29 protein-coding genes and 1 other RNA gene are annotated in these 26,884 nt (G+C 71.9%); 13 read left to right on the plus strand and 17 right to left on the minus strand.

All coding sequences use genetic code 11. The annotated features are described in order from the left end of the window. The gene (locus ACFC06_RS24025) at positions 1–858 is read left to right on the plus strand and encodes a CHAD domain-containing protein (RefSeq protein WP_375935906.1); all 858 of its coding nucleotides are present in this window, start codon (positions 1–3) and stop codon (positions 856–858) included. Between the two features lie 23 nt (positions 859–881). Here the strand turns inward: ACFC06_RS24025 and ACFC06_RS24030 are convergent, their stop codons facing one another. From ACFC06_RS24030 to ACFC06_RS24050, 5 genes are all read right to left on the minus strand, one after another. Next, positions 882–1,256: a hypothetical protein gene (locus ACFC06_RS24030; protein ID WP_375935909.1), complete on the minus strand. Its 375-nt coding sequence runs from the start codon at positions 1,254–1,256 to the stop codon at positions 882–884. Between the two features lie 4 nt (positions 1,257–1,260). Beyond that, positions 1,261–1,566, minus strand: coding sequence for a hypothetical protein (locus tag ACFC06_RS24035; protein ID WP_375935912.1), 306 nt, complete (start codon positions 1,564–1,566; stop codon positions 1,261–1,263). Beyond that, a complete protein-coding gene (locus tag ACFC06_RS24040; protein ID WP_375935915.1) occupies positions 1,563–3,023 on the minus strand; it encodes a WXG100 family type VII secretion target in 1,461 nt (486 codons plus the stop codon). Before ACFC06_RS24040 ends, ACFC06_RS24035 begins: the two co-directional genes overlap by 4 nt. A 77-nt stretch (positions 3,024–3,100) precedes the next feature. Continuing rightward, entirely contained in the window at positions 3,101–4,528 is a 1,428-nt protein-coding gene (locus ACFC06_RS24045) for an RNB domain-containing ribonuclease (protein ID WP_375935919.1), read from the minus strand. A 12-nt stretch (positions 4,529–4,540) separates the two neighbouring features. After that, complete coding sequence (locus ACFC06_RS24050; protein WP_375935922.1) at positions 4,541–4,873, minus strand: hypothetical protein; 333 nt, start codon at positions 4,871–4,873, stop codon at positions 4,541–4,543. A gap of 406 nt (positions 4,874–5,279) precedes the next feature. Between ACFC06_RS24050 and ACFC06_RS24055 the strand changes: the two genes are divergently transcribed. Further along, positions 5,280–5,648 carry a hypothetical protein gene (locus ACFC06_RS24055; protein WP_375935925.1) on the plus strand — a complete coding sequence of 123 codons (369 nt, stop codon included), beginning with the start codon at positions 5,280–5,282 and terminating at the stop codon, positions 5,646–5,648. 58 nt (positions 5,649–5,706) lie between these two features. On the opposite strand, the gene rnpB is transcribed toward ACFC06_RS24055, so the two are convergent. Next, an RNA gene (gene rnpB / locus ACFC06_RS24060) (RNase P RNA component class A) lies at positions 5,707–6,110 on the minus strand. A gap of 36 nt (positions 6,111–6,146) precedes the next feature. Here rnpB and ACFC06_RS24065 point away from each other — a divergent pair. Then, entirely contained in the window at positions 6,147–7,034 is an 888-nt protein-coding gene (locus tag ACFC06_RS24065) for an alpha/beta hydrolase (protein ID WP_375935928.1), read from the plus strand. 59 nt (positions 7,035–7,093) lie between these two features. Here ACFC06_RS24065 and ACFC06_RS24070 read toward each other — a convergent pair whose 3' ends face one another. The 3 genes from ACFC06_RS24070 to ACFC06_RS24080 all read right to left on the minus strand — a co-directional run bounded on the left by ACFC06_RS24070 (position 7,094) and on the right by ACFC06_RS24080 (position 9,848). Next, entirely contained in the window at positions 7,094–7,783 is a 690-nt protein-coding gene (locus ACFC06_RS24070) for a S1 family peptidase (protein WP_375935931.1), read from the minus strand. A 135-nt stretch (positions 7,784–7,918) separates the two neighbouring features. After that, on the minus strand, positions 7,919–9,103 hold the full coding sequence (locus ACFC06_RS24075; protein WP_375937292.1) for a bifunctional RNase H/acid phosphatase: 1,185 nt from the start codon (positions 9,101–9,103) through the stop codon (positions 7,919–7,921). A gap of 7 nt (positions 9,104–9,110) precedes the next feature. Next, positions 9,111–9,848: a zinc ribbon domain-containing protein gene (locus ACFC06_RS24080; RefSeq protein ID WP_375935934.1), complete on the minus strand. Its 738-nt coding sequence runs from the start codon at positions 9,846–9,848 to the stop codon at positions 9,111–9,113. A 135-nt stretch (positions 9,849–9,983) separates the two neighbouring features. On the opposite strand from ACFC06_RS24080, the gene ACFC06_RS24085 reads away from it, so the two are divergent. Beyond that, positions 9,984–10,592 (plus strand): hypothetical protein, encoded by a 609-nt coding sequence (locus tag ACFC06_RS24085; protein ID WP_375935937.1) that lies wholly within the window; start codon positions 9,984–9,986, stop codon positions 10,590–10,592. A gap of 16 nt (positions 10,593–10,608) precedes the next feature. Here ACFC06_RS24085 and ACFC06_RS24090 read toward each other — a convergent pair whose 3' ends face one another. Then, positions 10,609–11,724, minus strand: a complete 1,116-nt coding sequence (locus tag ACFC06_RS24090; protein ID WP_375935939.1) for a Nif3-like dinuclear metal center hexameric protein — start codon at positions 11,722–11,724, stop codon at positions 10,609–10,611. A 285-nt stretch (positions 11,725–12,009) separates the two neighbouring features. Further along, positions 12,010–13,053: an Rv2231c family pyridoxal phosphate-dependent protein CobC gene (gene cobC / locus ACFC06_RS24095; RefSeq protein WP_375935942.1), complete on the minus strand. Its 1,044-nt coding sequence runs from the start codon at positions 13,051–13,053 to the stop codon at positions 12,010–12,012. A 44-nt stretch (positions 13,054–13,097) separates the two neighbouring features. Here cobC and ACFC06_RS24100 point away from each other — a divergent pair, with 44 nt between their 5' ends. Both ACFC06_RS24100 and ACFC06_RS24105 read left to right on the plus strand, forming a co-directional pair. Beyond that, the gene (locus ACFC06_RS24100) at positions 13,098–13,601 is read left to right on the plus strand and encodes a low molecular weight protein-tyrosine-phosphatase (RefSeq protein WP_375935945.1); all 504 of its coding nucleotides are present in this window, start codon (positions 13,098–13,100) and stop codon (positions 13,599–13,601) included. Then, positions 13,601–14,467: an SURF1 family protein gene (locus ACFC06_RS24105; RefSeq protein WP_375935948.1), complete on the plus strand. Its 867-nt coding sequence runs from the start codon at positions 13,601–13,603 to the stop codon at positions 14,465–14,467. Before ACFC06_RS24100 ends, ACFC06_RS24105 begins: the two co-directional genes overlap by 1 nt. A gap of 183 nt (positions 14,468–14,650) precedes the next feature. Here ACFC06_RS24105 and ACFC06_RS24110 read toward each other — a convergent pair whose 3' ends face one another. Continuing rightward, entirely contained in the window at positions 14,651–15,565 is a 915-nt protein-coding gene (locus ACFC06_RS24110; RefSeq protein ID WP_375935951.1) for a cobalamin biosynthesis protein, read from the minus strand. A 116-nt stretch (positions 15,566–15,681) separates the two neighbouring features. Between ACFC06_RS24110 and sigJ the strand changes: the two genes are divergently transcribed. Beyond that, positions 15,682–16,620: an RNA polymerase sigma factor SigJ gene (gene sigJ, locus ACFC06_RS24115; protein ID WP_375935954.1), complete on the plus strand. Its 939-nt coding sequence runs from the start codon at positions 15,682–15,684 to the stop codon at positions 16,618–16,620. Between the two features lie 5 nt (positions 16,621–16,625). On the opposite strand, the gene ald is transcribed toward sigJ, so the two are convergent. The 3 genes from ald to ACFC06_RS24130 all read right to left on the minus strand — a co-directional run bounded on the left by ald (position 16,626) and on the right by ACFC06_RS24130 (position 19,278). Continuing rightward, on the minus strand, positions 16,626–17,738 hold the full coding sequence (gene ald, locus ACFC06_RS24120; protein ID WP_375935957.1) for an alanine dehydrogenase: 1,113 nt from the start codon (positions 17,736–17,738) through the stop codon (positions 16,626–16,628). A gap of 122 nt (positions 17,739–17,860) precedes the next feature. Next, a complete protein-coding gene (locus ACFC06_RS24125) occupies positions 17,861–18,436 on the minus strand; it encodes a hypothetical protein (RefSeq protein ID WP_375935960.1) in 576 nt (191 codons plus the stop codon). Between the two features lie 71 nt (positions 18,437–18,507). Beyond that, complete coding sequence (locus ACFC06_RS24130; protein WP_375935963.1) at positions 18,508–19,278, minus strand: MBL fold metallo-hydrolase; 771 nt, start codon at positions 19,276–19,278, stop codon at positions 18,508–18,510. A 71-nt stretch (positions 19,279–19,349) separates the two neighbouring features. Between ACFC06_RS24130 and ACFC06_RS24135 the strand changes: the two genes are divergently transcribed. From ACFC06_RS24135 to ACFC06_RS24150, 4 genes are all read left to right on the plus strand, one after another. Then, positions 19,350–20,315 (plus strand): GlxA family transcriptional regulator, encoded by a 966-nt coding sequence (locus ACFC06_RS24135; RefSeq protein ID WP_375935966.1) that lies wholly within the window; start codon positions 19,350–19,352, stop codon positions 20,313–20,315. Continuing rightward, positions 20,312–20,827 (plus strand): gamma carbonic anhydrase family protein, encoded by a 516-nt coding sequence (locus tag ACFC06_RS24140; RefSeq protein WP_375935969.1) that lies wholly within the window; start codon positions 20,312–20,314, stop codon positions 20,825–20,827. The genes ACFC06_RS24135 and ACFC06_RS24140 overlap by 4 nt, the downstream gene beginning before the upstream one ends. Positions 20,828–20,942: 115 nt before the next feature. After that, a complete protein-coding gene (locus tag ACFC06_RS24145; RefSeq protein WP_375935972.1) occupies positions 20,943–21,131 on the plus strand; it encodes a hypothetical protein in 189 nt (62 codons plus the stop codon). Between the two features lie 7 nt (positions 21,132–21,138). Next, positions 21,139–21,762, plus strand: a complete 624-nt coding sequence (locus ACFC06_RS24150; protein WP_375935975.1) for a TetR/AcrR family transcriptional regulator — start codon at positions 21,139–21,141, stop codon at positions 21,760–21,762. Here the strand turns inward: ACFC06_RS24150 and ACFC06_RS24155 are convergent. Further along, positions 21,756–23,624, minus strand: coding sequence for an Eco57I restriction-modification methylase domain-containing protein (locus ACFC06_RS24155; RefSeq protein WP_375935979.1), 1,869 nt, complete (start codon positions 23,622–23,624; stop codon positions 21,756–21,758). The genes ACFC06_RS24150 and ACFC06_RS24155 overlap by 7 nt on opposite strands. Before the next feature lie 166 nt (positions 23,625–23,790). Between ACFC06_RS24155 and ACFC06_RS24160 the strand changes: the two genes are divergently transcribed. Next, complete coding sequence (locus ACFC06_RS24160) at positions 23,791–25,611, plus strand: VWA domain-containing protein (protein ID WP_375935982.1); 1,821 nt, start codon at positions 23,791–23,793, stop codon at positions 25,609–25,611. 119 nt (positions 25,612–25,730) lie between these two features. Next, positions 25,731–26,417 carry a nitroreductase gene (locus ACFC06_RS24165; RefSeq protein WP_375935985.1) on the plus strand — a complete coding sequence of 229 codons (687 nt, stop codon included), beginning with the start codon at positions 25,731–25,733 and terminating at the stop codon, positions 26,415–26,417. A gap of 9 nt (positions 26,418–26,426) precedes the next feature. Here the strand turns inward: ACFC06_RS24165 and ACFC06_RS24170 are convergent, their stop codons facing one another. Beyond that, the gene (locus tag ACFC06_RS24170; protein ID WP_375935988.1) at positions 26,427–26,879 is read right to left on the minus strand and encodes a winged helix-turn-helix transcriptional regulator; all 453 of its coding nucleotides are present in this window, start codon (positions 26,877–26,879) and stop codon (positions 26,427–26,429) included. Between the last annotated feature and the right edge of the window lie 5 nt (positions 26,880–26,884).

Raw genomic sequence — 26,884 nt, forward strand, 5'->3', positions numbered from 1 at the left:
ATGGCGACCACGGCCGCAACCGCCCTGCGCACCGCCCTGCGCGAGGACATCGACCGGCTGCTGGCCGCCGAACCGGACGTGCGCGCCGACGCCGACGACTCGGTGCACCAGATGCGGGTGGCCACCCGGCGGCTGCGCAGCGTGCTGCGCTCCTATCGCGCGCTGTTCACCGGCAAGCACGCGAAAGCCACCGCGCGCGAACTGAAATGGCTGGCCGATCTACTCGGCGTGGCCCGCGACGCCGAAGTCCGCGCGGCCCGCTTCCGGACCCTGCTGCGCGACTACGACGAGGTCCCGGTGGAGGTGATCCGGGCCCTGGTCGGCGCGTCGCGGCACGTGTACGCCACCGGCCACGCCGAGATCCTCACAACCCTCGACGGCCCCCGCTACCGCCGCCTGGCCGACACGCTCACCGCGTGGCGCACCGATCCCCCACTCACCGACGACGCGGCGCACACCGAGGCCGTGGGCGCGTTCGAGCGGGTGCTGCGGCACGACCGCGAACACCTGCGCGCACTGGTCCTCGCCGAACCGGACGCCGCCCCCGCCGACCGCGTCGAACTGCTGCACGACATCCGCAAGGGCGCCAAGCGTTTACGGTATTCCTGCGATGCGGCGAGCCCGGTCCTCGGCGACGCGGCCGCCGATCTCGGCGCACAGGCCAAACGCCTGCAGACCGTCCTGGGTGATCACCGCGACGCCGTCGAATCCCGCGAGGCCATCCAGGCGGCCGCCGCCGACCTGTCCCCCACCGGCGCCACCGTGTTCGAGCTGCTGGCCGATTCGGAGGAAGCCGCCGCTGGGCAGGCCCTGGCGCGGTATCCCGCCGCCGCGGCCTTCATCACCGGAATCCCCTGACCCCTGCCCGGTTTTCAGGACCGCTAACCGGCCGGGGATGCCCGTGTTCCCGCGCGTCCCCGGCGGCGCACCGCCGTCACCACCGCCCACACGACGGTGGCGGGCAGGGCGATGACGAGCACGAGGATCGCCGGATACAGCAGCGCGGGCAGCATCATCCCGAAAGCGCCGAGCAGCAGGCCGACAGCGATCTCGCGGGCCCGGCCGCCTACCCGCAACGCCACCAGCCAGCCGACGAGCAACGCCGCCCAGATCGGCATGCTCACCTCCGGCAGGTCCACGTCGCCGCCCACCAGCGTGGACAGCGCGGCCAGCGGGAACACCAGCGCGACGGTGCCGAAGCCGTACGGCCCGAAAGCTCGCAGCTGTACCGTCTCGTCGGTCTCGTTGTCGTCCATCCGTCTACCCCAGGATTCCGGCGCCGATACCGACCACCACATTCAGCCCGCAGGCCACCAGTAGCCCGAGCGCGATCCCGCGCGCGACCACCCGCCCGTCCCAGCGGCGCAGCAGCGCCGCCACGGGCACCGCGACCAGCACACCGGTGAGCGAGCCGAGCGGCAGCGCCCACCGCTCCGGCAAACCGGTCGTGCCGTCCAGCACAGCGCCGGTGACGAACGCCAGCGCGTACGCGAGCACAGCGAACACGGTCAGCGCGAGGGTCGCGCTCATCCAGTACCGCTGCTGCGGCGGAATCAGCGCGCTCATCCGAGCGGCATATCGCTCGGGGTGATCTTGCGGACCACCGGCGGATTGTCGGTGCCGCCCGCCTTGGTGCCGGGCAGATCGTAGGTACCCGGATACCCGGGGCCCGGATCGCCTTCGGGGAACTGCTGGATGGCCTTGAACTTGTCGAAGACCTTCATGTCCGAACCCGGGACCTCGTGGTGGAAGGGCAGATTCGCGACCGGTCCGTGTTCGCCGCCGGTCACCGCGGGATCGACGGCGATCTCCTTGACACTGCCGTCCTGACGTTCCTGATACACCTCGAGGGAGGGGTAATCGGTGCGGGTGCCGTGCACGGTGACATCCCCGCCGTTCTGGCCCGGCACGAAGACCAGGTCACCGTTGACCGTCCAGATGCCGGATGGATCGGGCGAATGCGGATTGCCCGCGTCGTAGTCCACGCGCACCGAACCGTCGGCGGCCTGCCACACCGTGGCGTCGGGCGCATCGACGTCCACCTCGCCGCTGGTCGAGACCGACGGATTCTGCCGCACGACGACGATGCCGTTCTCGTAGTCGACGTAGGTGGTCACCCTGGCGTGCTCGGGATCGAAGTTCGGATCGTTGGTCCGGTTGTCGCCCAGGTCCTTCGGCACATTGAAGACCTTCTCCTGCTCGATCCACTGCGAGGTGCGCACCACCCCCTGCCCCGGCACCGGTTCGATGCGCACCACCTTGATCTCGGCGTCGACACCCTTGTACTTGGGGTCGGTGCTCTCCGGGTTCAGCGCCAGCGCGGTCTCCCAGTCGACATTGCTCGACGGGTCGCGGCCGAACACCTTGCGGAATGCCGCCGCCGACGCCTCGCGCCGGGCCGAATCGTTCATCGGGGCCGGGCTGATCGGGGCCTCGGCCTGGATCGGCGAGTCGCCCTCGGGCAGGCCCGCGAAAGCCTTCTCGACGGCGCTCGCCACCGATTCCGCGGCGGTACGCGCGGATTCGAGCGCCTGCTTCACCGAGGCGGTGGCGGCGTCGGCGTCGACCTGTAGCGCACCGGCGGCGGTCGTGTAGGACGAGGCGTCGGGCAGCTGGGAGAGCAGGGTCTGGTGCGTGCTCGCCGACAGGCTGACGGTGCCGTCCTCGGCGACCGTGTAGCCCTTGCCCTCCGCCGAGCGGATGGCGTCGGCCAGCGCGGTGCGGGCGGCGTCGAGGCTGCCCGCTCCCGACTGCGCGGCGGCCGCACCGTCCTGCAGTGCGGTGAGGAACGTCCTGGTGGTGGTGCGCCGCTGCTCGTGCGCGGTGCGCATCGCGTCACCGGCGCTGCCCTGCCAGAAGTCGCGGCCCGCGTCGACCGCGCGATGACTCGCGTCGTCGAAAGCGGTGAGCTCGCCCGCCTGGGCCGACCAGGTGTCACCGCGTGCGGTGAGTGTGGCCGGTTGCCAGGCCAGTACCTGTGTGGTGGTGAGTGTTCCCGCCGTCTGCTGCGCGCCGACAGTCATCGTGCCCCCCTGTTGTCCTCCCGGAACCCCTTCGGCGGTCACTATAACCACGGGCACCGACAGGTGGGCGGTGACGATCAGTCCCCGTAGGCGAAGGCGATCGTGCGGGTCGCGGGGTCGGCGGCGGTGAGGCGGACCCGGACGGTGTGCCCCTCGGGCGGTGCGCCGGTGCAGCGGGCCAGGATCGGTGGGTCGGCGACGAAGATCTCGGCTTCGCGCGAGCCCTCCGCGGCGCGCAGGACGACGGCGTCGAAGGGGGTGCCCAGCCGGGGGCGCAGCACGGTGGCCTCGGTCAGGTCGACGCAGGCACGGTCGACCTTGCCCGCGACGGCGTCGGTGCGGCGCATGGTGTCCACCGCCGCCCCGAGGCCGTCAAGGACCCACCCGGGGACCTCGGTGCCCGCGCAGTGGGCCAGGCAGATCTCGGTGGTGAAGCGGTCGGCCAGGCGGCGCAGCGGGGCGGTGACATGGGCGTAGGGGGCGCCGATGGCGCTGTGGGTCAGGCGATCCGGGCTGGGGTCGTCGAGCTCGGCGAGCAGGGTGTAGCCCGCGCCGCGCAGCAGCGAGGTGGCCTCCGACATCAGTACCAGCGACTCCGCCGAGTTGGCGTCGAGCCCGGCCAGGAACCGGCCCACCGGCATCCCCTCGGGCCAGGCGACACCGAGGGCGGCGGCGGTGCGGCGCATCGACTCGACGGCGCCCGGTGGGGGCGGAGGCATGGTGCGCAGCAGGCCCAGCGGAGTTCCCTTGTGCTCCAGCATGATCCGGGCCGCGCACAGGCCGGTGAGCAGGGAGACCTGCTCGTTCCAGTCGTCGGCCTCGGTGCGCGGTTCCAGCTCCAGCCGCCAGTTCCCGCCGTCGCGGACCACGTCCTGGGCGGGCAGGCGCAGCGAGATGGCGCCGCGGTCGAACCCGTCCTCGACGCGCAGCTTGCCGAACTCGGGCAGCGCGGCGATCGAGGGATGCAGGGTGCCCGCGTCGGCGTCGGCCTGCACGCGCGCGTAGTCCAGCCGCTGCCGGGAGCGCACCAGCGCGCGCGTCACGGTGACGGAGCGGGGAATGGCGGCCGCGTCGAGTTCGATCGTCCACAGGGCGGCGGGCCGGTCGCGGCCGGGCAGCAGGCTGGCGGCGTCCTCGGACAGCACCGGCGGATGCAGCGGCACGGTGCCGTCGGGAAGGTAGAAGGTCTGGCCGCGGGCGAGTGATTCGCGGGCGAGCGCACCGTCCGGCACGATCACCGCGCCCAGATCGGCGATGGCGTAGTGCAGGGTGAAGCCGGTATCGGTGCGGACGAGATGCAGCGCCTGGTCCAGATCCATGGCGCCGGGTGGGTCGATGGTCACGAACTCGATGTCGGTCCGGTCGACCCGGGTGCCCGCGAACGCGTCGACCGCGTCGCGGGCCTCCGAGACGGCCTCGGCCGGATAGTCCGAGGCCAGCCCGAATTCGGAACGGATGGCGCCGAAGTCGACCGGCGCCGAGACGATCCGCGGATGGAGTTCCATCCGTGCAGCGTATTACTGCAGCGCCAGCATGGTGCCGTTGAGCTGGTCGAACGGGCCGTACACGGTGAAGGTGACCCGGCCGTTGGGCACCGACGAGGACACCGCAGCCGCGGCGTCGAGCGCCTGACCGAACGAGGCCGCCGACGGGTGCGGCAGACCGGCGACGGTCAGGCCGAACCGGGTCTGGTGGACCCAGGCGGTATCGGCCGGGCTGAGGTCCACCTGGACCCCACCGGAGAGCGGGGTCACCGCGACCGCGCTCGCCGAGCCCGCGCCCAGCGAGGTGAGAACCGCAGCGGCTCCGGCGATCAGTGCACCGGCGACAATGGAACGAACTACCCGCATGTGAATGTGACCTGCTTCCGCGATCGAATGTGTTGGACTCGCCACGATCGGCGGCGAGCCGGACCGACGGCGAACACTCTATGACCTCCCTCACGTTCCCGGCGAGTTCCCGCGCATATTCACCGACCCGACACACGTGCGGCGGCAGTTGTTACTGTGTCGGCGGCACCCCCGGCAGACGCCGGGGCCGTGCAGCACCCACTTCGATAAAGGGGAGTTCCGAGCGTATGTCGTCGCTGCTTTTCGATTACCTGTTGCCGATCCTCGGCCCGGACCAGGCTGCGTACTGGGCCCAGCTGCTGGTGATCAACCCCGCATAGCTGACGCCTAACAGATCTTCGACCTGTCGCCTCCCGTTCATCCGACGGGAGGCGGCGCGTTTTCCGGGCCATTAGCATCCCGCCTCGTGAGTAGAACTACCGCCGCCCTCGCGGCCAGTGCCACCGTCTTCGCCCTGCTGCTGGCCGGCTGTGGCGACGATTCCGCGGCCACCGAGTCCGCGCCGACCACCACCCCCGCCGCCACCGGCCAGCTCGACGCGAGCAAGGCGGGCATGTTCGTGGTGAGTTACCGCAACGCCTTCCCGAAACTGGCCGAGGGCCGCGACGACGCCGCGCTGAGCGGACTGCTCTCGAAGACCTGTGGTGACATCACCGCGGGCAAATCCAAGGACGACGTGGTCGCCGGGATCGAGAAGAACGCGACCAACGGCACCACCACCGCGACCACCCAAGAGGCGCAGGCGATCTACGAGATGTCCAAGTTCATGTGCTGAGGCCGGCGCACACGAGGCGGCGCTCCCCGGGTGGGGGGCGCCGCCTCGACTGTGCGGGCGGACGAGCCGGCCTGTAAGCCGGATCCTGTCCCCGGTTCGCACCGGGGGGCGACCATCCATCTGGACACACCGTCGCCGGGTGCCTCGAGCGGTCCACCCGCAGGCTCGGGCGAGCAGCCCTCGAACACCTGCGCAGCCGCACCGCGAGGTGCGACCTTCGACCTTGCTCCGGGCGGGGTTTACCTAGCCGCCCCGGTCACCCGGGGCGCTGGTGCGCTCTTACCGCACCGTTTCACCCTTACCGCGCCTGCGCGCGGCGGTTTGTTTTCTGTGGCACTGTCCCGCGGGTCGCCCCGGGTTGCCGTTGACAACCGCCCTGCTCTGTGGAGTCCGGACTTTCCTCGGCCACGGGCAGCGGCACTGTGTACCCGTTCCCGTCGCCGCGGTCGCCCGGCCGACTCGTCCGCAGTGACAGCCTACTCGGTACGGTTAGCTCTCATGGAACGTGTCGACGTCAGTTTCCCCTCGGGTGACCAGCAGTGCGCTGCCTGGCTCTACCTGCCCGACGGTGCGCCCCGGCCGCGCCCGCTGGTGATCATGGGACACGGGCTGGGGGCAACCCGCGAAATGGGGTTGGATCGGTATGCGCGGCGGTTCGTCGCGGCGGGGATGGGGGTGCTGGCGTTCGACTACCGGCATTTCGGGGCCAGCGAGGGCGCGCCGCGCCAGCTGCTGCACATCGCCCGCCAGCGCGAGGACTGGAAGGCCGCGATCGCCTACGCGCGCAGCATCCGGGGCTTCGACGCCACCCGGATCGCGTTGTGGGGCACCTCGTTCGGCGGTGGCCACGTGCTCGCGGTGGCACCGGATGACGACTACATCGCCGCGGTGGTCGCGCAGGTGCCGTTCACCAGCGGCTGGGCCTCGTCGATGGCCAAGGGCCCGATCAGCCTGACCAAGGTGGCCACCCTCGCCGCCACCGACCTGCTGGTGGGCCCGATCCGGCGCAAGCCGATCGGCATCCGGCTGGCCGGGCGCAAGCGCTCGGCGGCGCTGATGAGCGCCTCGGACGTGCCCGAGGGCTACGGCAGGCTGGCCGAGGAGAGCGCGACCTACGAGCCGAAGGTCTCGGCGCGCGTGGCGTTCTCGACGCTGTTCGACGCGCCGGGCCGCCGGGCCAAGGCGGTGAAGGTGCCGGTGTTCTACGCGATCGCCGAGCACGATTCGATCGCCCCGCCCGCCCCCACCCGCAAGGCCGCCGAGCGCACCAAGCACGCGGTGGTCAAGCAGTATCCGGTCGGGCACTTCGACGTCTACTTCGACGACGTGTTCGAGCAGGTCGTGCGCGACCAGACCGACTTCCTGGTCTCGGTCCTGCGCCCCTGAACGAGACCGGGGGCGCGGCAGCCTCGTTCGGCCGCCGCGCCCCCGGTGGGGTTCGCCGGTCAGATGGGCTGGAAGCCCGCGCCGACACCGCCCGCGCGGTTGAGCACATCGAGGATGACCTGGATGGGCTGGAAGTAGGCGGGCGAGTGGATCGGGTTCGCGCCGCCGGTGCACGGGACGTCGAAATCGATCGGGCCGAGGCCGGTGAGCCTGCCCTGGTTCATACCGACCAGACGATCGCCGACCACGACCGGGCCGCCGGAATCACCGGGCTGCGAGCAGTACTGGTTGATCGAGGTGCCCTCGAGCTCACCCCACACCACCCCGCAGCTGCGGCCGCTGGTCCGGCCGTCCGAGCACACCGTGGTGCCGGGGGCGGGCGCGGAGCCGATCCCGGCGACGGTGGTCTGGCCGACCGTGCGCACCGGCAGCACCTTGGCGGCGTCCAGTTGCAGCACCGCGAAATCCAGGTATTCGCCGTCGTCGGAGAAGGCCACGGTGCCGATCACGCCGGCGTGCAGCGCCTGCTCGGCGCCGACCTTCGCCCCGGTCGGGGCGCAGTGCCCGGCGGTGATGCCGACCAGCCTGCCCGCGTTGTCGTGCCCGATGGTGGTCAGCGAGCAGCCGGAGTTGTTGTCGAAGACGATGCCCGAGGCCGCGCCGAGCACCACGCTCGGGTCGGCCGACACGCTACCCACACCGGCGGATGCGGTGAGCGCCCCCGCGATGGCCGCCGCGAACGCCGCCATCCGTAGAAACCTCATCAAGTACCTTTCTCGATGGCCGCGGCATTCCGCGCGCCCGTGAACCTTTCGGGTGCGCGCGCGTGATCGTTACGCAGGCCGCAGGCCAGGGCCGACCGTACCCCGCGGGGGTGGGCGCGGCTAACCGGCCAGGTACGAGGTGTCGTTGACCAGCCGCACCGAGGCGCCGCCGTCGGGATAGAACTCGGCCACGCACAGCGAGGCCAGGTCCAGATGCAGGCGGTACAGCAGCGACGGGCCGACGCCCAGCGCCAGTTGCAGCAGGGTCTTGATCGGGGTGACGTGGCTGACCACCACCACGTTCTGCTCCGGATACAGCGCCACCAGGTCACGGCGGACGGCCTCGATGCGCTCACGCACCTGGTCGAAGCTCTCGCCGCCGGGCGCGGACAGCGACGGGTCACCCAGCCAGGCGCTGTGCAGCTCCGGGTCCCGCTGGGCCGCCTCGGCGAAGGTGAGTCCTTCCCAACTGCCGAAATCGGTTTCGGTGAGTCCGTCGAGGACGCGCACGGGCAGGCCGAGCGCAGTGGCCGCGGCGTCGGCGGTGGACCGGGCGCGCTGCAGCGGCGAGCTCACGACAGCGGCGATATCGCCCTTGGCGGCCAGCATCTTCGCCGCGCGTTCGGCCTGTTCGCGGCCGAGGTCGGTCAGCGGCGGGTTGCCGCGGCCGGAGTAGCGGCGTTCCACCGAGAGCGCGGTCTGGCCGTGGCGCAGCAGCAGCAGACGGGTGGGCCTCCCGACGGCGCCGGTCCAACCCGGGGACGACAGCGGCTGGGCGGCGGTGGTTTTCGCGGGTTCGGTCGCGGTGAACCGTTGTTCGGTCGCGGGATCGGTGACGGCGGGCTCCTGGTCGCCCGGTGCGTGTCCCGCCGCCACGGCCTCGCGGACCGTGCCGACGAGCGCGCCGTCGTCCATCGCCTCGTTGGCCAGCCGGTCGGCGTGGGAGTTCTGCGCGCGCGGAATCCAGGTGAAGCTCACCCGGTCGAACCCGGCGACGAGCGCGCGGGCCTGTTCGGCGAGCGGGATCATCGACGCGTGCTTGACCTTCCAGCGTCCCGACATCTGCTCGACGACGAGCTTGGAGTCCATCCGCACCGCGACCACCCGCGCACCGAGTTCGGCCGCGGCGGCCAAACCGGCGAGCAGACCGCGATATTCGGCCACATTGTTGGTGGCGACGCCCACGTACTCCTTGCGCTCGGCCAGCACCCGCGCGCGGTCGGTGTCGAAGACGACCGCGCCGTAGCCCGCCGGGCCGGGATTGCCGCGCGAGCCACCGTCGGCCTCGACGATCACCTCGGTCACCGGCACGTCAGAGCCCGGATTCCTTGGTGCGCACCATGATCGCGCTGCACTCGGGGCAGCGCAGCACCGCCTCGGGGGCGGCCTTGGCGATGCGCTGCAGCTCGCCACGGTCGATCTCGATCCGGCAGGCGCCGCAGCGGCGGGCCTGCAGCAGGGCCGCGCCCACACCGTGCGCCGCGCGCTGCTTGTCGTAGACGGCGAGCAGTTCGCCGGGGAACAGGCCGATCAGCCCTTCGCGGTCGGTCTCGCAGCGCTGCTGGGCCACGGCCAGGTCGGCCATCGCCTCGTCGCGCAGGCGTTCGGCGTCGGCCAGGTCCTGTTCGGCCTTGCTCAGCCGGGCCCCGGCGTGATCGTGGTCGGCGGCCATCGCCTCGCGCTGTTCCATCACGGTCAGCAGCTCGTCCTCGAGAACCGAGCGGCGCCGCTCCAGGCTGCCCAGCTCGTGCTGGATCTCGGAGAGCTGCTTGGCCGCGACGGTGCCTGCGGTGAGCATGCCGCGGTCGCGGTCCTCCCGCTTGCGCACGGCGTCGACCTCACCCTCGAGCTTGCGGATATCGCGATCCAGGTCGTCGATGCCGATCTCCACCGCGACGGCGGCGTCCTTGTAGCCGGTGCGCTCGGCCGCCAGCCGGGCCACTTCCTGCTGTTCGGGCAGCGCGGTGCGGCGATGGGCGATCCGCGTCAACTCGGCATCGACGGCGGCGAGCTGCAACAGCTTGGACTGGACCGACGGTTCGACATTCAACGCGCACGAACTCCTGAACACGGTGGACGGATGGGTTGGTCAACCGTACCGCGCCGAGGGGGGTGGTCATGCCAGGACCCGAAGGACCCGGGGGTGTGAGGGAACCGATCAGGTCCGGCGCGCGTCCAACCTGATGTGACCGCATCGAATCCGAGTACCGACCTGGTCCTGCCGCTGCGACCGCACGCCTTCGACCATCTCGCCGAGGCACGGCAGCTACAGCTGACCCTGGCCGCGTCGTTGCCGCCGGTATGTCCCGCACACGGCGACCCGGCGACCGGCCCGAAGGACGAGTTTCTGCGGTTCTGGGGCAAGCCCGGCTCCTATCGCCAGGAAGGAGCCGCGCGCCTGCTGCTGGAAGTCGTGAAGAAGGACGTTCTCGGGTCCCTGGTCTCCGAATGCAACGAACCGACGGCGATGATCAAGGCACGCTGGCCGCAGTGCGCGCAGTGCTCGACGCGAAACGACGCGCGAACCAGGAAGGAAATCGCGTTCTGGATGTGCACGCTCGCGCCCATGACCATCGGTCTGGGCCTGCTGGTCGCCGCCCCGTCGGTGTACGCCTGGTTGACCGCTTTCCTCGGGTTCCTGTTCATCTTCCTCATGGCGCACTTCCACGGCCCGATCTTCGCCGGTACCGACCGTTATCTCACCGCGTCGCTGGCCCCGGACGCGAGCGCGGTCACGCTCCGGGTACACCCGGAGTTCGCCAGGGCATGCCCGGAGCTGGACCAGGCTCGATGAAAAGAGGTGCGCCCGGTCAGCCGGTGACGGTCCAGGGGTCGGTGCGCAGGGTGGAGACGCGGGTGGTGAGGGTGGGGAGGGCGGCGCGGACGAACTGTTCGGCCTGGGCGCACCAGGGGAACTCGGTGGCCCAGTGGGCGGCGTCGATGATGGCCGGGCCGCCGCGGCGCAGGTGTTCGTCGACGGGGTGGTGGCGCAGGTCGGAGGTGAGGTAGGCGTCCACGCCCGCGCGGATCGCGGCGTTCAGGTACGAATCGCCCGCGCCGCCGCAGACGGCCACACGCTGGACGAGGCGATCGGGGTCGCCCGCGGCGCGCACGCCCCAGACCGTGCGGGGCAGGCCCGCGCCGACGCGCTCGGTGAAGGCGCGCAGGCTTTCGGGTGCGGGCAGTTCGCCGATGCGGCCGATGCCGAGCGAGGACGGCAGGGGCGCGCGTTCGGTGACGTGGTAGGCCGGTTCCTCGTAGGGGTGCGCGGCGCGCAGGGCGGCCAGCACGGCGAGGCGCGAGGTCGGCGGGGCCACCACCTCCACCGCGTCCTCGGTGACGGTCTCCACCGTGCCGATCGCGCCGATCGCCGGGTTCGCGCCCGCGACCGGCCGGAACTGGCCGGTGCCGGAGGTGTACCAGGCGGCCTCGCGGTAGTCGCCGATCGCTCCCGCGCCCGCGGTGAACAGGGCCGACATCAGTGAGGCGGTGTGGGTCTGCGGCACCTGGATGACCCATTTGTCCACCGGCACCAGCGGTTTGGGGTCGAGCGGGCCGGTGACGGTGAGGCCCACGGCGGCCGCGAGCGCGTCGGAGACACCGGGGTCGGCGGAGTCGGCGTTGGTGTGCGCGGAGAACAGGGCGCAGCCGGAACGGATCAGGCGGTGCAGCAGCGCGCCCTTCGGGGTGTCGGCGGCCACGGTGTCGACCCCGCGCAGCAGCAGCGGATGGTGCACCACGAGAGCCTGTGCGCCCCAGCCGATCGCCTCGTCGACCACGGCGGCGGTGGCGTCGACGGCGAAGACCACCTTGGTGATCTCCTGGGTGGGGTCACCGCAGACGAGTCCGACGGAATCCCACGACTCGGCCAGCTTCGGCGGATACGCCGCGTCGAGCACCCCGATCAGTTCGGCCAGGTCGGTCACCACTGTCTCCTTCGCTCCACCCGAGTTGCCGTCATGGTCGCACGCCCCGAATCCGGTGCGCACCAAGCATGGTCGACCGCCTGTCCAGGGTCCCCGGTGCCCCGCCACAGGGACCGACCGGGCCCACGCGAGCAGGCGGGACCGGTGTCCTACGTGTGCCACGGCGCCGACGCGGACACCGACCGGGAGTCCGCACCTCGCCGTGACTACGGCGCCACGGTCGCGGTCGGAGGTCGCCGGTCAGGATGCGAGTGCTACGCGGCGTCACCGGGTGGCGCAGCGGACTCACCACAGTGCTTCGCCCAGGGCCGCGACGAGCCGGTCGACCTCGGCGGGTCCGCGGACCGCCAGCCGCAGGTGATCCGGGCCGAGGCCGGGGAAGGTGTCGGCGCGGCGGACGGCGATGCAGCGGTCGGCGAGGCGTTTGCGCAGCAGGGGACCGTCCGGGACACGCAGCAGGAGGAAGGGGCCGGTGGCGGGGGTGTGCACGTCGAGGCCGAGGGCGGCCAGGCGTTCGATCATGGCGGCGCGGTCGGTGGCGATGCGCGCCGCGTAGCGCCGGGACTCGGCGACGGCGGCGGGTTCGGCGGTCGCGGTGACGGCCTCGAGCTGGAGGGTGCCCAGCGGCCAGTGCGGACGGCCGTGGGCCAGCCGGGCGAGCACCTCGGGCGCGCCGAGGGCATAGCCACAGCGCAATCCGGCCAGCGCCCACGTCTTGGTGAGACTGCGCAGCACGAGCACGTCCGGCGCGGCGATCCCGGCCAGGGATTCGGGTTCACCCACGCCGGCCACCGCGTCGGCGAAGGCTTCGTCGATGACGAGCAGGCGGCCGGGGCGGCGCAGGGCGTGGAGGGTGGCGGCGGGGTGCAGGATCGAGGTGGGGTTGGTGGGGTTGCCGACGACGACCAGGTCGGCCGCGTCGGGGACCAGGGCGGGGTCCATGGTGTAGGGGCGTTCCAGGAGCACGCGGGTGACCGGGACGCCTGCCTCGCGCAGGGCCAGTTCGGGCTCGGTGAAGGACGGGTGGATCACGGCGGCCAGGCGCGGGCGCAGGCGCGGCAGCAGGGCGAAGCCCTCGGCGGCGCCCGCCAGCAGCAGCACCTCGTCGGGGGTGCGGGCGTGGCGGGTGGCCACGGCGGCGCGGGCGGTGCGGTCGTCGTCGGCGCCCGGGTAGCGGCCGAGGTCGGTGAGGCGGGCGGCGAGGCGCTCGCGCAACCAGGCCGGTGGGGCCAGGCCCTGGACGTTCACCGCGAAGTCGAGCATGCCCGGGCGCGCGTCGACGTCACCGTGGTGGCGCAGCATCGCGGGGTCGACCGAGTCCTCGAACACAACTGAACACCCTACGTGGCGGCGATCCGGCGGCACGGGCGACAATGGGTCGCGTGGGAGCGATTCACGTGACGTTTGTCTGTACCGGGAACATCTGTCGCTCGCCGATGGCCGCGAACATGTTCGCGGCCCATCTGTACCGGGCGGGTCTGGCCGATCGCGTGCGGGTCACCAGCGCGGGCACCGGCTCGTGGCATGTCGGCGATCCGGCCGACCCGCGGACCGAGGCGACCCTGCGCCGGGCCGGTTACGCCACCGAGCACATCGCGGCCACCTTCGGCGACGAGCACCGCGACGCCGACCTGATCGTGGCCCTCGACACCGGACACGACCGGGAACTGGCCCACCGCGGCGTCCCGAGCGAGCGCCGCAGGCTGCTGCGCAGCTTCGACCCCGACGCCGACGGCGCCGACGTGCCCGACCCCTACTACGGCGACCAGGCCGGATTCGACCTGGTCCGCGACCAGATCGAGGCCGCGGTCCCCGGCCTGCTCGACTGGGTGCGCGCCGCGCTCGACGCCCGCACGCCCGCGGACGCGCCGCACTGATGCGCCGCCTCACGTTCCTGCTGCGACCCAGCTGGCTCATTCTCGCGGTGATCGTGGCCGCGTTCGCCTACCTGTGCTTCACCGTGCTGGCGCCCTGGCAGCTGGGCAAGAACACCAGCACCGAGCATCGCAACCAGCTGATCGCCGATTCCGTCCAGGCCGACCCGCTGGCCGTGACGGAGGTGCTCGCCGGCGATCCGGACACCCACACCGAATGGCGCAAGGTGACCGCGACCGGCAGCTATGTGCCGGATTCGACCGTGCTGGTCCGGTTGCGCCACCTCGACGGCGCGCCCGGGTACGCTGTGCTGTCGGCGTTCCGGCTCGACGACGGCCGCACCGTCCTGATCGACCGCGGCCTGGTCGCCGCCGTGGACGGCACCCGTCCGCCCGCGATCGCCGAACCGCCCGCCGGGCCGCAGCGGCTCGAGGCGCGGGTGCGCGCGTCGGAGGGTGTGGTCCCCGACAAGGCACCGAGCACGCAGGACGGGTATCGCCAGGTCTACACGGTCGACACCACCCAGGAATCGGCCGTCCTCGACATCGCGCTCACCCCCGTCCCCACCGGCACCGACAAGGGCGGCTACCTCCAGCTCGACGAGGGCCAGCCCGGCGCCTTCACCCCGTCCCCGCTCCCCCAGCTCGACGCGGGCCCCTACCTCTCCTACGGCCTGCAATGGCTGGCCTTCGGCATCATGGCCCCGCTCGGCCTCGGCTACTTCGTCTTCGCCGAGCTCCGCGCCCGCCGCCGCGAACGCGCCGAATCCCCGGCGACCCCGCATCGCGACGAGAGCACCGCGAAGCCTGAGCCCACGGCGCCGACCACCGAAGCACGGCTCGCCGACCGCTACGGCCGCAACCGCTGACCTGTCACGGGCCCGCGCCCGTCGCGGCGCCTCCGTCGAGGCGTGCGCATCCGCTACCGAGCCGGGCGAACGCTCGTGCTCGGCCGCCTTGTCCAGGTGGGCATCGGGACGTCGGGCCATGCTGCCCAGCACGGAGCGCGGATCGTCGTCGGAGCCGCATCGTCTCCGGACCGGACGACCGTCTCACCGGCGCAACGCCACGACCATCGACACCACCAGGGCGCCCACCTGCACCGCCTCCGACATCCGCACCGCGCGGCGCAGGTCGGCGGTCGTCGGTGCGGGCCCGTCGCCCAGGGTCGGGCGGAGTTCGGCGCCGTGCCGGTACTGCGTGCGACCACCCAGCCGGATGCCGAGCGCGCCCGCCATCGACGCCTCGACCACCCCGGCGTTCGGGCTCGGGTGCTTGGCGGCGTCGCGGCGCCACGCCCGCCAAGCCGCCGCGGGGGTGCCGCCGACCAGGGGCGCGAGCAGGGCGGTGAGCGCCCCGGTGACGCGGGCCGGTGCCAGATTGGCGGCGTCGTCGACGCGGGCGGCGGCCCAGCCGAACTTGCGGTAGCGCTCGTTGCGGTAGCCGATCATGGCGTCGAGGGTGTTCACCGCCCGGTACCCGAGCAGGCCCGGCACCCCGGCGACCCCACCCCACAGCAGCGGCGCCACGGTCGCGTCGGAGGTGTTCTCGGCGATGGATTCCAGCGCGGCGCGGGCCAGGCCGTCGGCATCGAGGACCGAAGGGTCGCGGCCGCACAGTGACGGGAGCAGTTCGCGGGCGCCGGTCAGGTCGCCTGCGTCGAGCCGGTCGGCCATGTCGTGACCGGCCCGCGCCAGGCTGCGGCCACCGAGCGCGGTCCAGGTCGCCAGCGCCGTCGCCACCGTGCCGCCGCGCGCGGCCAGCACCCCGAACCCGACGACCGACCCCACCGCGACGACCTCGTGCACGATCCCGGCCCACCGGGCGTCGAGATAGGTGCGCTGCTCCAAAGCCGCTGCCGCCGTGCCGAATCCGGCTACCGGATGCCAGCGGCGCGGATCGGCGAAGACCCGGTCGAGTGTGAATCCCAGCAGCAACCCGGCCGCCGTCGATGTCCCCTTCTGCACCGGGCGAGAGTAGCCCGAACGCGGGAATGTCACACCCGGCCGTGATGGTTCGTCCTCACTGTGACGGCACTCCTACACTCACCCACACCGGGCCTCACGACCGAACGGCGACCACGATGACCGACGCACCGCACCCCCTCGACCAGGCCGAACTGGCCCGCCGCTTCGAGGAGCACCGCCCGTACCTACGCCGCCTCGCCTACAGCACGCTGGGCAGTCTCAGCGACGCCGAGGACGTAGTGCAGGACGCGTGGCTGCGCCTGCAACGCCATCACGAGGCGGGCCGGGCCGGGGAGATCGACAATCTGCGCGCCTGGCTCAGCACCGTCACCGGCAGGCTCGCGCTCGACCAGCTCGGCTCGGCCAGGGCCCGCCGCGAGCAGTACGTCGGTGAGTGGCTGCCCGAACCGGAGGTCACCACCTGGGAGGACCCCGCCGACCGGCTCTCCCAGGACGAGCGGGTCACCACCGCGCTGCTGGTGGTGCTGGAATCGCTGTCCCCCGCCGAGCGCACCGCCTTCGTGCTCCAGGACGTGTTCGGGATGACCGGTCCCGAGGTCGCCGAGGTCGTCGGCCGCACCCCGGCCGCGGTGCGTCAGCTCGCCTCGCGGGCCCGCAAGCACGTCGAGAACGGCACGCCACGCTTCCCCGCCTCCCCCGTCGAACAGGAACAGGTGGTCTCGGCCTTCGCGCTGGCCTGGCGCTCGGGCGACCTGAGCGCACTGCTGGGCGTGCTCGACGAGAAGGTCGTGCTCACCGCCGACGGCGGCGGCAAGGTGCCCGCCATCCGGCAGCCGGTGCGCGGCGCCGAACTCATCGCCAAGCTGCTGCTGGGCTGGTACCACGCGCCCTCGGCCACCGACGGCTGGGGCCGCGCGGTGCTGGTCAACGGACTGCCCGGGCTGGTCGTCTTCGACGGCAGCAATATCGGCGTGTTCTCCTTCGTCGTCGACCGGGGGCACATCGTGGCCATCAATGTCGTGCGCAATCCCGACAAGCTGCGCGACCTGCCGGTCGAGGGCGCCCCCGACTGGTATCTGGGCGGCGGACGCTGAGAGGCTCACGCCTCCAGCGAATACCCGTGGGCGGCGGCCACTTCGGCGGAGAGGAGCCGGCCGGCGTCGGCGGTGAGCCCGGCGGCCAGGCCGGGGTCGGCGGTGCAGGCGGCGCGCCAGCCCCGGTCGGCGATGCGGCGGGCGTAGGGCAGGGTGGCGTTGGTCAGGGCGACGGTGGAGGTGTGCGGGACCGCGCCGGGCATATTGGCCACGCAGTAGAACAGCGCGTTCGCCACCGGGAAGGTGGGGTCGGCGTGGGTGGTGGGGCGGGTGGAGGCGAAGCAGCCGCCCTGGTCGACGGCGATGTCGACGAGCACCGCGCCGGGCCGCATGCGCGCGACGAGCTCGTCGGAGACGAGTTTGGGCGCCTTGGCCCCCGGCACCAGCACCGAGCCGATCACCAGATCCGCGCCGGTCACGGCACGGTCGATCTCGAGCGCGTGCGAGGCGAGGGTGCCGACCCGACCGGCGAAGCGGGCATCGAGCACCCGCAGGCGAGCCAGGTCGGTGTCGAGCACGGTCACCCGCGCGCCCATGCCGACCGCGATGCTCGCCGCGTTCGTCCCGGCCACCCCGCCGCCGAGCACCACCACGTCGGCGGGCCGGACGCCGGGCACGCCGCCGAGCAGCACGCCCTCGCCACCCAGCGGCGCCATCAGGTGATAGGCGCCCACCTGGGTGGCGAGCTTGCCCGCCACCTCGCTCATCGGCGCGAGCAGCGGCAGCGAGCCGTCCGGTGCCCGCACTGTCTCGTAGGCGATGGCGGTGATGCCCGAGGCGAGGATCGCGTCGGTGCACTCCTTCGACGCCGCCAGATGCAGATACGTGAACAGCACCTGCCCGCGTCGCAGCAGCGAATACTCCTGCGCGATGGGCTCTTTCACCTTCAGCACCAGATCGGCCTCACCCCAGACCCCCGCGGCGGTGTCCGCGATGCGCGCGCCGGCGGCCAGATAGTCGTCATCGGCGAAACCGGACCCGACGCCCGCCCCGGCCTGCACGAGCACCTCGTGCCCGTGCGACCGCAGCTCCGCCGCGCCTGCCGGGGTCAGCGCCACCCGGAACTCCTGCGGCTTGACCTCCCTCGGCACACCCACGATCCCGCCAGTTCGCGTCATCCGCCCAGCCTAGGACGGTGACGACGACGAACCGGCCCGACGATGGTGCGTGTCGGTCCGGCACGGTGAGGTCGGCATGGCAGTCACATCGAGCCCGGGTGGACCGGAAGCAGCAACCACGGTCAAGCCGGGAGAGGTGGAGCGGGCGCGGTGGTGGTGTCCGCGGCGGGGGCCGTGGTCGACGGGGTGGCGGGTGAGGTGGTCACCGTGGGGGTCGGTGGTGGTGGTGGGGTGGTGGTCGCCGGGGCCGGGGTGGTGGTGGCCGGGGGTGTGGTCACGCCGCATTCGTTGTGGCCGCAGGTGTCGGTGCCGCAGTCGGGGCCGGGGACGCAGTTGTGGCCCGGTGGGATCTGTGGGACGCCGCATTCGTTGTGGCCGCAGGTGTCCGTGCCGCAGTCCGGTCCCGGCACGCAGTTGTAGCCGGGTGGGATCTCGGAGGGGGCCTGCGTGTCCGGGGTGCCCGGCGCGGGCGGGGTCGCCGACGATGTCCCGGGTGCCGCGCCGCCCGGATCGGCCGGGGCGGGAGTGGAACTCGTCGGTGTCGTCGTGCGCGCGACCGACGTGGCCGAGACCGTGCTCGACACCGACCCGTCGTCGCCGTCCCCGCCCGACGAGCACCCGGCCAGCACCAGCATCGGCGCGAGCACGGCCAGCAGCAGCCGAGCTGCCCCGCGCCTGCCCTGTTCCCTGTTCAGCACTGCGAACCTCTTCTCACACAACGGATATCCCGCGCCGATCCACGTCGGCGCGGGAGCGGACAACGACGACCTCAGACCGAGAACAGCTCGCCCCGGACCGGGATGTAGAGCTGATGGGCGCGATCGGCGTAGGCGAAGGTGCGTTCGAGGTAGTCCAGCGACTCGCTGAAATGCGCCCAGCCCTCCGCGTGCACGGCCACGATCACGGCGTCACCCAGCGCGATGGCGGCCTGCACGGCCGTGCGGGCGTTGAGCGTCGCGTCGGTGTCACCCCACAGGCCCGCATTGGCGGCGCCGATATTGAGGACCGCCGCGTCGATCCGGCCGACCCGCTCGACGATCCGGCGCACCAGCTCCACCGACGCGTTGTCCCCGGAGACGTAGACCGTGGGCTCCCCCGCCGCCCGCAGCACGAATCCGGTGACCACCCCGGTATCCGGTTCACACCCTTCCGGCCCGTGGAGCGCGGGCACCGCCGTCACCTCCACGGCGCCGACCGGCACCGTCTCCCAGGGCTCGAGCCCGCGCACGCCCTCGATCCGGCTCGCCGCGTCCGGCGTCGACAGCACGGTCTCGATCCGCGGCAGCAGCGCGCGGCCCGCCGTATCGAGGTTGTCGGCGTGCTGATCGTGCGACAGCAGCACCACATCGATCACGCCGAGATCCTCGGGCGGCACCGCGGGACCGCTGAGCTTGCGCAGGGTGACCGGGCCGGGATACACGCCCGGCTCATCGAAGGTGGGATCGGTGAGCCAGGTCAGTCCGGCGTAGCGGAAGCGCAGGGTCGGGCCGCCGATGTGCAGGGCGGCCGCGAGGGCGGGTCGGGTGAGCATCTCGGTCATGCGATCAACTTTCGCCCACGCAGCCCGCACCGGACAGTGGCCTGCAGGCCATCCATCGCTAAGATCGGGCCATGTACAAGGTCGCGGTCGTCGCCTTCGACGGGATCAGTCCGTTCCACCTCGCGGTACCCACCCTGGTCCTCGGCCGCCGCGGCACCGGGATCGACGACCCCGACTGGCCCTACGACGTCCACGTCTGCGCCGAACACCCCGGAACCCTCACCACCGCCGCCGGATTCGACATCACCGTGCGCGACGGCCTGGACACCGTGGCCACCGCCGACCTGGTGGTCTTCCCCGGCTGGCAGCTCGACCTCGATCCCTCACCGGCCCTGCTCGACGCCGTGCGCACCGCGTACGCGGGCGGCGCCCGGCTGGTCGGGCTGTGCCTGGGCGCGTGGGCCATCGCGGCCACCGGCCTGGCCGACGGGCGCGAGCTCAGCACGCACTGGGCCACCGCCGAGGCCATGGCCGCGGCCTTCCCCGCGGTGCGCGTGCGCGCCGACACCCTCTGGACCGACCTCGGCGACGTGATCACCTCCGCGGGTGTGGCGGCCGCGCTGGACTGCTGCCTGCACATCGTGCGCGGCGATCTCGGTGCCCGTGCCGCCACCGACCTGGCCCGCGCGCTGGTCACCGCCCCGCACCGCAGCGGCTCACAGGCCCAGTTCATCCCGATCGCGGTGCCCGACGCGGCCACCGACGACCCGATCGAATGCGCGATGGTCTGGGCGCGCGGCAATCTCGACACCGTGGTCGACCTGGACAGCTGGGCGCGCCGGGCGCACATGTCGCGGCGCACCTTCACCCGGCGCTTCCGCGAACGCACCGGCACCAGCCCCCAGCAGTGGCTGCTGCAACAGCGCATCGATCACGCCCGGCTGCTGCTGGAATCCACCGACGACACCGTCGACCGGATCGCCACCGACACCGGATTCGGCAGCGCGGTGAGCCTGCGTCACCATTTCCACCGCACGCTCGGCACCAGCCCGGCCGCCCATCGGGCCCAATTCCGGGGCGTCATACTGTCCTCATGATCATCAAGGTGAGCGGATTCACGCCGGAAATCGACGACACTGCCTGGGTCGCGCCGAACGCGACCGTGATCGGCCGGGTGAACCTGGCCGCCGAGGTGGGCGTCTGGTATTCGGCGGTGCTGCGCGGCGACCTCGAGCAGATCAGCATCGGCGCGCGCACCAATATCCAGGACGGCTGCGTGCTGCACGCCGACCCCGGTTTCCCGCTCACCGTCGGCACCGGAGTCTCGGTGGGGCACAACGCGATACTGCACGGCTGCACCATCGGTGACGACGTGCTCGTCGGCATGGGCGCCACCGTGCTCAACGGCGCGGTGATCGGCGCGGGCAGCCTGATCGCGGCCAATGCCCTGATTCCCGAGGGTGCCCAGATCCCGCCCGGTTCGCTCGTGGCGGGCGTGCCGGGCAAGGTGCGCCGGGAGCTGAACGAGGCCCAGCAGGACGGGATCAAGCTCAACGCGGCGGTGTACCTGCACAATCTCGCCACCCACCGCGACGCCGAGATCTTGTGACACGCCACACTGATCAAGCGACCAGTAGGGATACCTGATAGCATTTTCCCTGCGTATCGTGCCCGGCCACCAGGTTCCGCGGCCGGGCCGGTAACGCGAGGCAGGAGGTATCACGGTGGCATACAGGCACTCCGGTGTGCACCGAGCGGGGGGACCGCTCAGCGTGGCCGATATCGCGGCCCAGCCCGGCGGGATCGAGGCACTACGGTGCCGCGTCCACGAACTACGTTCCCGCGGCGTGCACTTCGCCGCCAACGCGATCGAACAGGAGATGGTCGCCCTGGATCTGTCCCCCCGGGGATAATGGGGCGATGCCTACCGTTTCGTCCATCCTCGCGCGGATACTGGAGAAGCCCGGGTCCGACGGTGAGAAGCTGCTCGACAGCGCGCTGTCGGCGTTCCTGGATTTCGGGATCAAACGCACGAGTATGGGCGAGATCGCGCGGCGCGCGGGGATCAGTCCGGCCACCCTGTACCGACGCTTCGAATCCAAGAACGAGCTGGTCGAGGCGGTCGGTGTGCGGGAGGCCCAGCGCTATGTGGCCGAGATCGACGAGCGGGTGCGGGCCGTCACCGAACCCGACGACCAGCTCGTCGAGATCTTCGTCGCGTTCGTGGGCACCATCGCGGGCAACGAGCTGCTGCGGCGGCTGCTGGGCACCGAACCGGAGATGATCCTGCCCCGGCTCACCACCGACGCCGGGCCCATCCTCGCGGTCGGGCGCGCCTATCTCGCGGAGAAGCTGCGCGAACTCCAGGCCGACATGCCCGAGCTCACCTTCGACCCCGACCTGGTCGCCGAGGTGCTCGCCCGCCTGGCGCTCTCGCTCGCCCTCACCCCCGACGGGCTCATCCCCCTCGACGACGCCGCCGCGGGTCGCGAGTTCGCCCGGCGCACCCTGCTCCCGATGGTCGGTATCCGCACCGCTCACTGAACCGGCACGCCGAACGCGGCGGCCACCGCCTCATCGATGCCCGCGGCGCCGACCCCCTCGTCGAGCACCGCGCGCACCCGGCGCACGATCTCCCGCGCCGCGGGCCCGCCCGGGTCCGGCAGCGGCAGCCGCGCCACGTACTGGGTGATCCAGCGGCGCCTGCCCGAATACAGGCGGTTGCCGCAGACCGCGTCGTAGAAGCGCAGCCCCAGCGCCGAATTCGCCACGCCCATCAGCAGATACGCCAGATCGGTGGCTCGGTCGTCGTCGCCGAGATCGGTCAGCGAGATCCAGTAGCAGTCGCCGTTGACCACCGCGCCGGAGCGGTCCAGCGCGAAACGGGGCCGCTCGCTGATATCGGGGAACACCAGCTTGGGCGCGCCCCACAGATGCGGGCGCTGCGGCACCCAGATCTCGAACCACTGGCGGCCACCGTCGAGCACATAGCGCCGCCCGGCCAGCGCCTGCTCGTGGGAGCGCAGATACTGTGCGGCGTCCGGGAATTCGGCCAGGTCGATCGGTGTGCGGCGGGGCTGGGCCAGATCGTAGGGGTAGAGCACGCGGGTGCCGCGATCCCGCGCGATCCGCCACGGTTGCAGATCGTGATGAGTGATCAACTGCCGCAACAGTTCCGGCTCCGGCATGGGCTCCTTCTGCTCCCAGCGATCGGAGATGAACACCCGGTCGGCGGTCGTCTTGATCCCCACCCGGATGCGCGCGGTGTCCCCGAACGAGCGCCAGGTGCGGTTGCCGATCCGGGCCAGCCACCGGTCGAGATCCGGACGCGACATCCGCCAGGCGTCCTCGCCCTGTGCGTGCCGATCGTCCGCGCGGTCCCGCCGTACGGGCTTCAAGCGCGCGACCGCCTTCCCGCTTCCGCCGCCGACCGCCCGAGCCCCCGGTTCGATCTCGGCCGTGCGTGCATTGTCGCCGCCGACCGCACGGGCCCCCGATTCGGTTGCGGCGGCCATGCGCGCACTCGCCCCATCGACCCCGGCGATCGCCGCGGGCCCGGTGACGCTGCGCCCCATCGGCGAGCCGGTCGCGAGGACGCCGACCTCGACCGCGAACACCCGCCCACCGGCGCCGACCAGGCAGCCGTCGTCACCGGCCAGCGCCTCGAACAACTCGGTGCCGCCGTCGGCTTCGGCGCCCACCTGCTCGTAGACCGAGACGTACCGGCACGGTCCCGGCCGGGTGTCGCGGGTGGCGACGGTGATCGCCGGGAGCACCGCGGCGGTGAACAGCTTGGTGTCGCCGAGGTCGTAGAGCTCTACCGGGGTCAGTTCGGCGGTGAGGATGCGGCGCAGATTGGCGCCCGCCCTGGTGGTGAGAAACCGGTTGGCGCACAGCAATCCGAGTACCCCGGCGGGGGCCAGCAGCCGGGGCGCGACGGCCACGAACGGGTGGGTGAGGTCGATCCGGCCGCGCAGGCCGAACTGTTTGCTCAGCAGGCGGGCGGTCGCGCCGCCGAGCTGCTGGGTGCGCACGTACGGCGGATTGCTGATGATCAGGTCGAACGAGGACTCGGGCAGATGTGGTGCGGCGGCGAGGAAATCGCCGGGACGGCAGTCGATCTCGACGCCCTCGTCCGCGGCGCGGCGCGCGGTCCGGCGCAAGGCCGGGTGATCCAGGTCGTAGCCCGTCAGCCGCACCCGCACCTCGGGCGCGCTCACCGCCAGCTCGCGCCGCACGGCCAGCAGCAGTTCCCCATCGCCGCAGGCCGGGTCGAGCACCCGCAGCTCCACGCCGGGCGGGCGATGCCGCAGAGCCCGGCGCGCCAGGAACCGCGCGAGGTCCGGCGGCGTGTAGTGCCTGCCGTGCCGCTTGCGCTCCTGAGCGGCACGGGCCTGCGAAGCCATGGGTCGATTGTGCGCGACGGTGCCGGAAAAAGCCCGCGTCACCAGCCCGAACGGCATTTCGTCCGGCAAACGGTGGGCGGTGCCACCAGTTTCGGGGGTGGAGGCCGACCCGCACGATCGGTAACGTCTGTCCGGTTTCACCCCTGGATCGTCGAAGTCGAGGACAATGCCGAGATTCCGCCCGCTGACCATCGCGCTCACCGCCGCCGCGATCGCCGTCGCGCCCACCGCGACCCCCGCGCACGCCGACCCGGGACAGTACGCGCCGACCATGCTGATCCTCGACGCCTCCGGCTCGATGGAACGCCCGGATCAGGGCGGCACCATGATGGATTCGGCCAAGCGGGCGGTGCGCGGGTTCGTCGAATCGGCGCCGGCCGAGTCCTCCGTCGGCCTCACCACCTACGGCACCGGCACCTCGAACGCCGAGGCGGACAAGGCCGCCGGCTGCCGCGACGTGCAGGTCCTGCACCCACCGACCACCCTCGACAAACCCGGCCTGACCAGCGCCGTCGACAGCATCAAGGCCCGCGGCTGGACCCCGATGGGCACCGCGCTGCGCCAAGCCGCCGACGCGCTGCCCGACGCGGGTCCGCGCTCGATCGTGCTGGTCTCCGACGGTGACGACACCTGCGCGCCACCGGACCCGTGCGAGGTCGCCGCGGAGCTGAAGCGGCAGGGGGTGGATCTGGTCGTGCACTCGATCGGTTTCGCCGTCGACGACAAGGCCCGCGCCCAGCTCACCTGCATGGCCCAGGCCACCGGCGGCACCTACACCGACGCCGCCGACGGCGCCGCGCTCGAACGCGTCCTGCCCCGGGTGAGCGCGGCCGCCCTGCGCAACTACGAGGCCACCGGCACCCCGATCACCGGCACCGCCAGCTTTGCCACCGCGCCGGTCGCCGAGCCCGGCCAGTACCTCGACACCATCGGCCGGCAGGAGAAGCGCTTCTACGCGGTCGACGTGCCCGCGGGCGCCACCGCCTATTTCACCGGCATCGTCTCCTTCCCCCGCGCGCCCGAGGTCTCCATCACCGAGGACCTCGCCGCCCTGGAACTGCGCGTCTACGGCCGCAACGGCACCTCCTGCAATATTCGCGAACGCGAACTGGAGACCAGGGCCGGTGACGGAGTGGCGCTCACGGTCGCCAACACCTTCGAGGGCGCGGCCGAGGACGGCTCGGGCGACTGCGTGGGCGCGGGCCGCTACTACTACGAACTGAACTGGGACCTCGCGCCGACCGGTGCGCCCGCCCGGCTGCCGGTGGAGCTGCTGGTCGGCATCGAACCGGGCGTCACCGACGCGGGCCCGCCCGCCGACACCCGCGCCACACCGTTCACCGCTCCCGGCGGCGAGCCACGCCCCGTCAGCGGTGGTGGCGCCTTCACCGTGGCGGCCGAACTCGACGGCAGCGGCAGCTACACCGACACGGTGCGGCCGGGCGAGTACGTCTTCTACAAGGTGCGCCTGGACTGGGGCCAGGGCCTGGCCTACCGGGTCCACTTCGCCGAGACCGGTGGCGCGGGCCGCACCTCGGCCACCAATGTGGAGACCTCGCTGTACTCGCCGCTGGGCCGCGAGATCGAGTCCGACACCAATGCCTACACCGGACGTTCCACCACCGACCTGGAGGTGGCCTCGATCCCCGTCCGCTACGCCAACCGGGACGCGAACGACGCCACGGTGCGGCAGCAGTCGGTGGCGGGGTGGCACTACCTCGCGGTCAAGGTCGGGCTGCCCCTGGGTGCCGACGCCATGCCGCCGACGCCGGTGCGGCTCGACCTGACCGTCGCGGGCACACCGGAGCCGGGGCCGGTCTATGTGGCCGGGAGCGCGGACGTCCTCGGTGAGCAGACCCCGCCCGCGTCGGTGAGCGGCGCCCCCGCCACCGCCCGGCCGTGGACGGCCTATGCCCTCGGCGCGGCCGGTGTCGTGCTGCTGGCCGGGTTGGGCCTCGCCGTCTGGATCGTGCGCCGACGCGCCTGAATTCGTCGATTTCGCCCGTCGGCACCGGAATTCGCGGTGCCGACGGGGTTCCGCGTGCGTGACCCGGGTGCTACTTTGGTCTCGAAAAGAGACCAGTTCTGCAGCGAGGGGGCCGCACGATGGCGCCGACCGACTCCGATTTCGCCACCCTGCGACGGCTGGCCGACGACCGCTGGACCTGCCGCCAGTTCCTGCCCGAGCCGGTCGAGCGGGCCACGATCGAGCGCCTGCTCGGACTCGCCCAGCGCACCCCCTCGTGGTGCAACACCCAGCCGTGGCAGGTCGTGGTGACCGAGGGCGAGGGCACCGAACGCTTCCGCAAGGAACTGCTCACCTACATTCAGAGCCACGGCACCGCACCCGATTTCGAGTTCCCCGCCGAGTACGCCGGGGTCTACAAGGAACGCAGGCGGGCCTGTGGGTTCCAGCTCTACGATTCGCTCGGCATCGTCAAGGGCGACCACGAGAAGACGATGCGCCAGATGGTGCGCAACTTCGAGTTCTTCGACGCCCCGCACGTCGCGATCGTCACCTCCGAAGCCGATCTCGGTGTGTACGGCGCGATCGATTGCGGGCTGTGGCTGGAGAACTTCCTGCTCGGCGCCCAGGCGCTGGGTCTGGGTGCCGCACCCCAGGCGGCGCTGGCCTCGTATTCGCCGTTCCTGCACGAGTATTTCGGCATCCCCGAGCACCGCAAGGTGGTCTTCGGTGTCTCCTTCGGCCACCCCGATCCCGACCATCCCGTCAACGGTTTCCGCACCGCCCGCGCGCCACTGGACGACCAGGTCACCTGGCACACCGCCTGAACTCCCGGCTCAGGAGCGGGTGAGCCCCGGCCCCGGTTCGGGGACGATGTCGCGGGCGGTGAGCTCGGCCGCGCAGACATCGCAGGTCAGATGCACATGCGCCTCCCCCGCACAGTCACGATGCCGATACTCCACCGGCGGACCGTCCGGTGCCGTGTACACGTCACCCCACTCCCGGATCGCCATCAGAATCGGATAGATGGCATGCCCCTTCTCGGTCAGCCGGTACTCCTCGTACGCCCCACCCGCCACCGGCCCCTTCACCAGAATCCCGTGCTCGATCAACCGATCCAGCCGATCCCCCAACCGGCTCCGCGAAATCCCCAACGCCCCCTGCAACCCATTGAACCGCCGCACCCCCGCGAAGCAATACTTCAGGATCAGCAACGTCCACCGATCCCCGAAGATCACCAACCCCCGCGTGATCGAACACGGAACCTCCGCCAACTCCTCATAGCGCACCCCCC

This window comes from Nocardia sp. NPDC056064, from assembly GCF_042266925.1.
Classification (GTDB): domain Bacteria; phylum Actinomycetota; class Actinomycetes; order Mycobacteriales; family Mycobacteriaceae; genus Nocardia.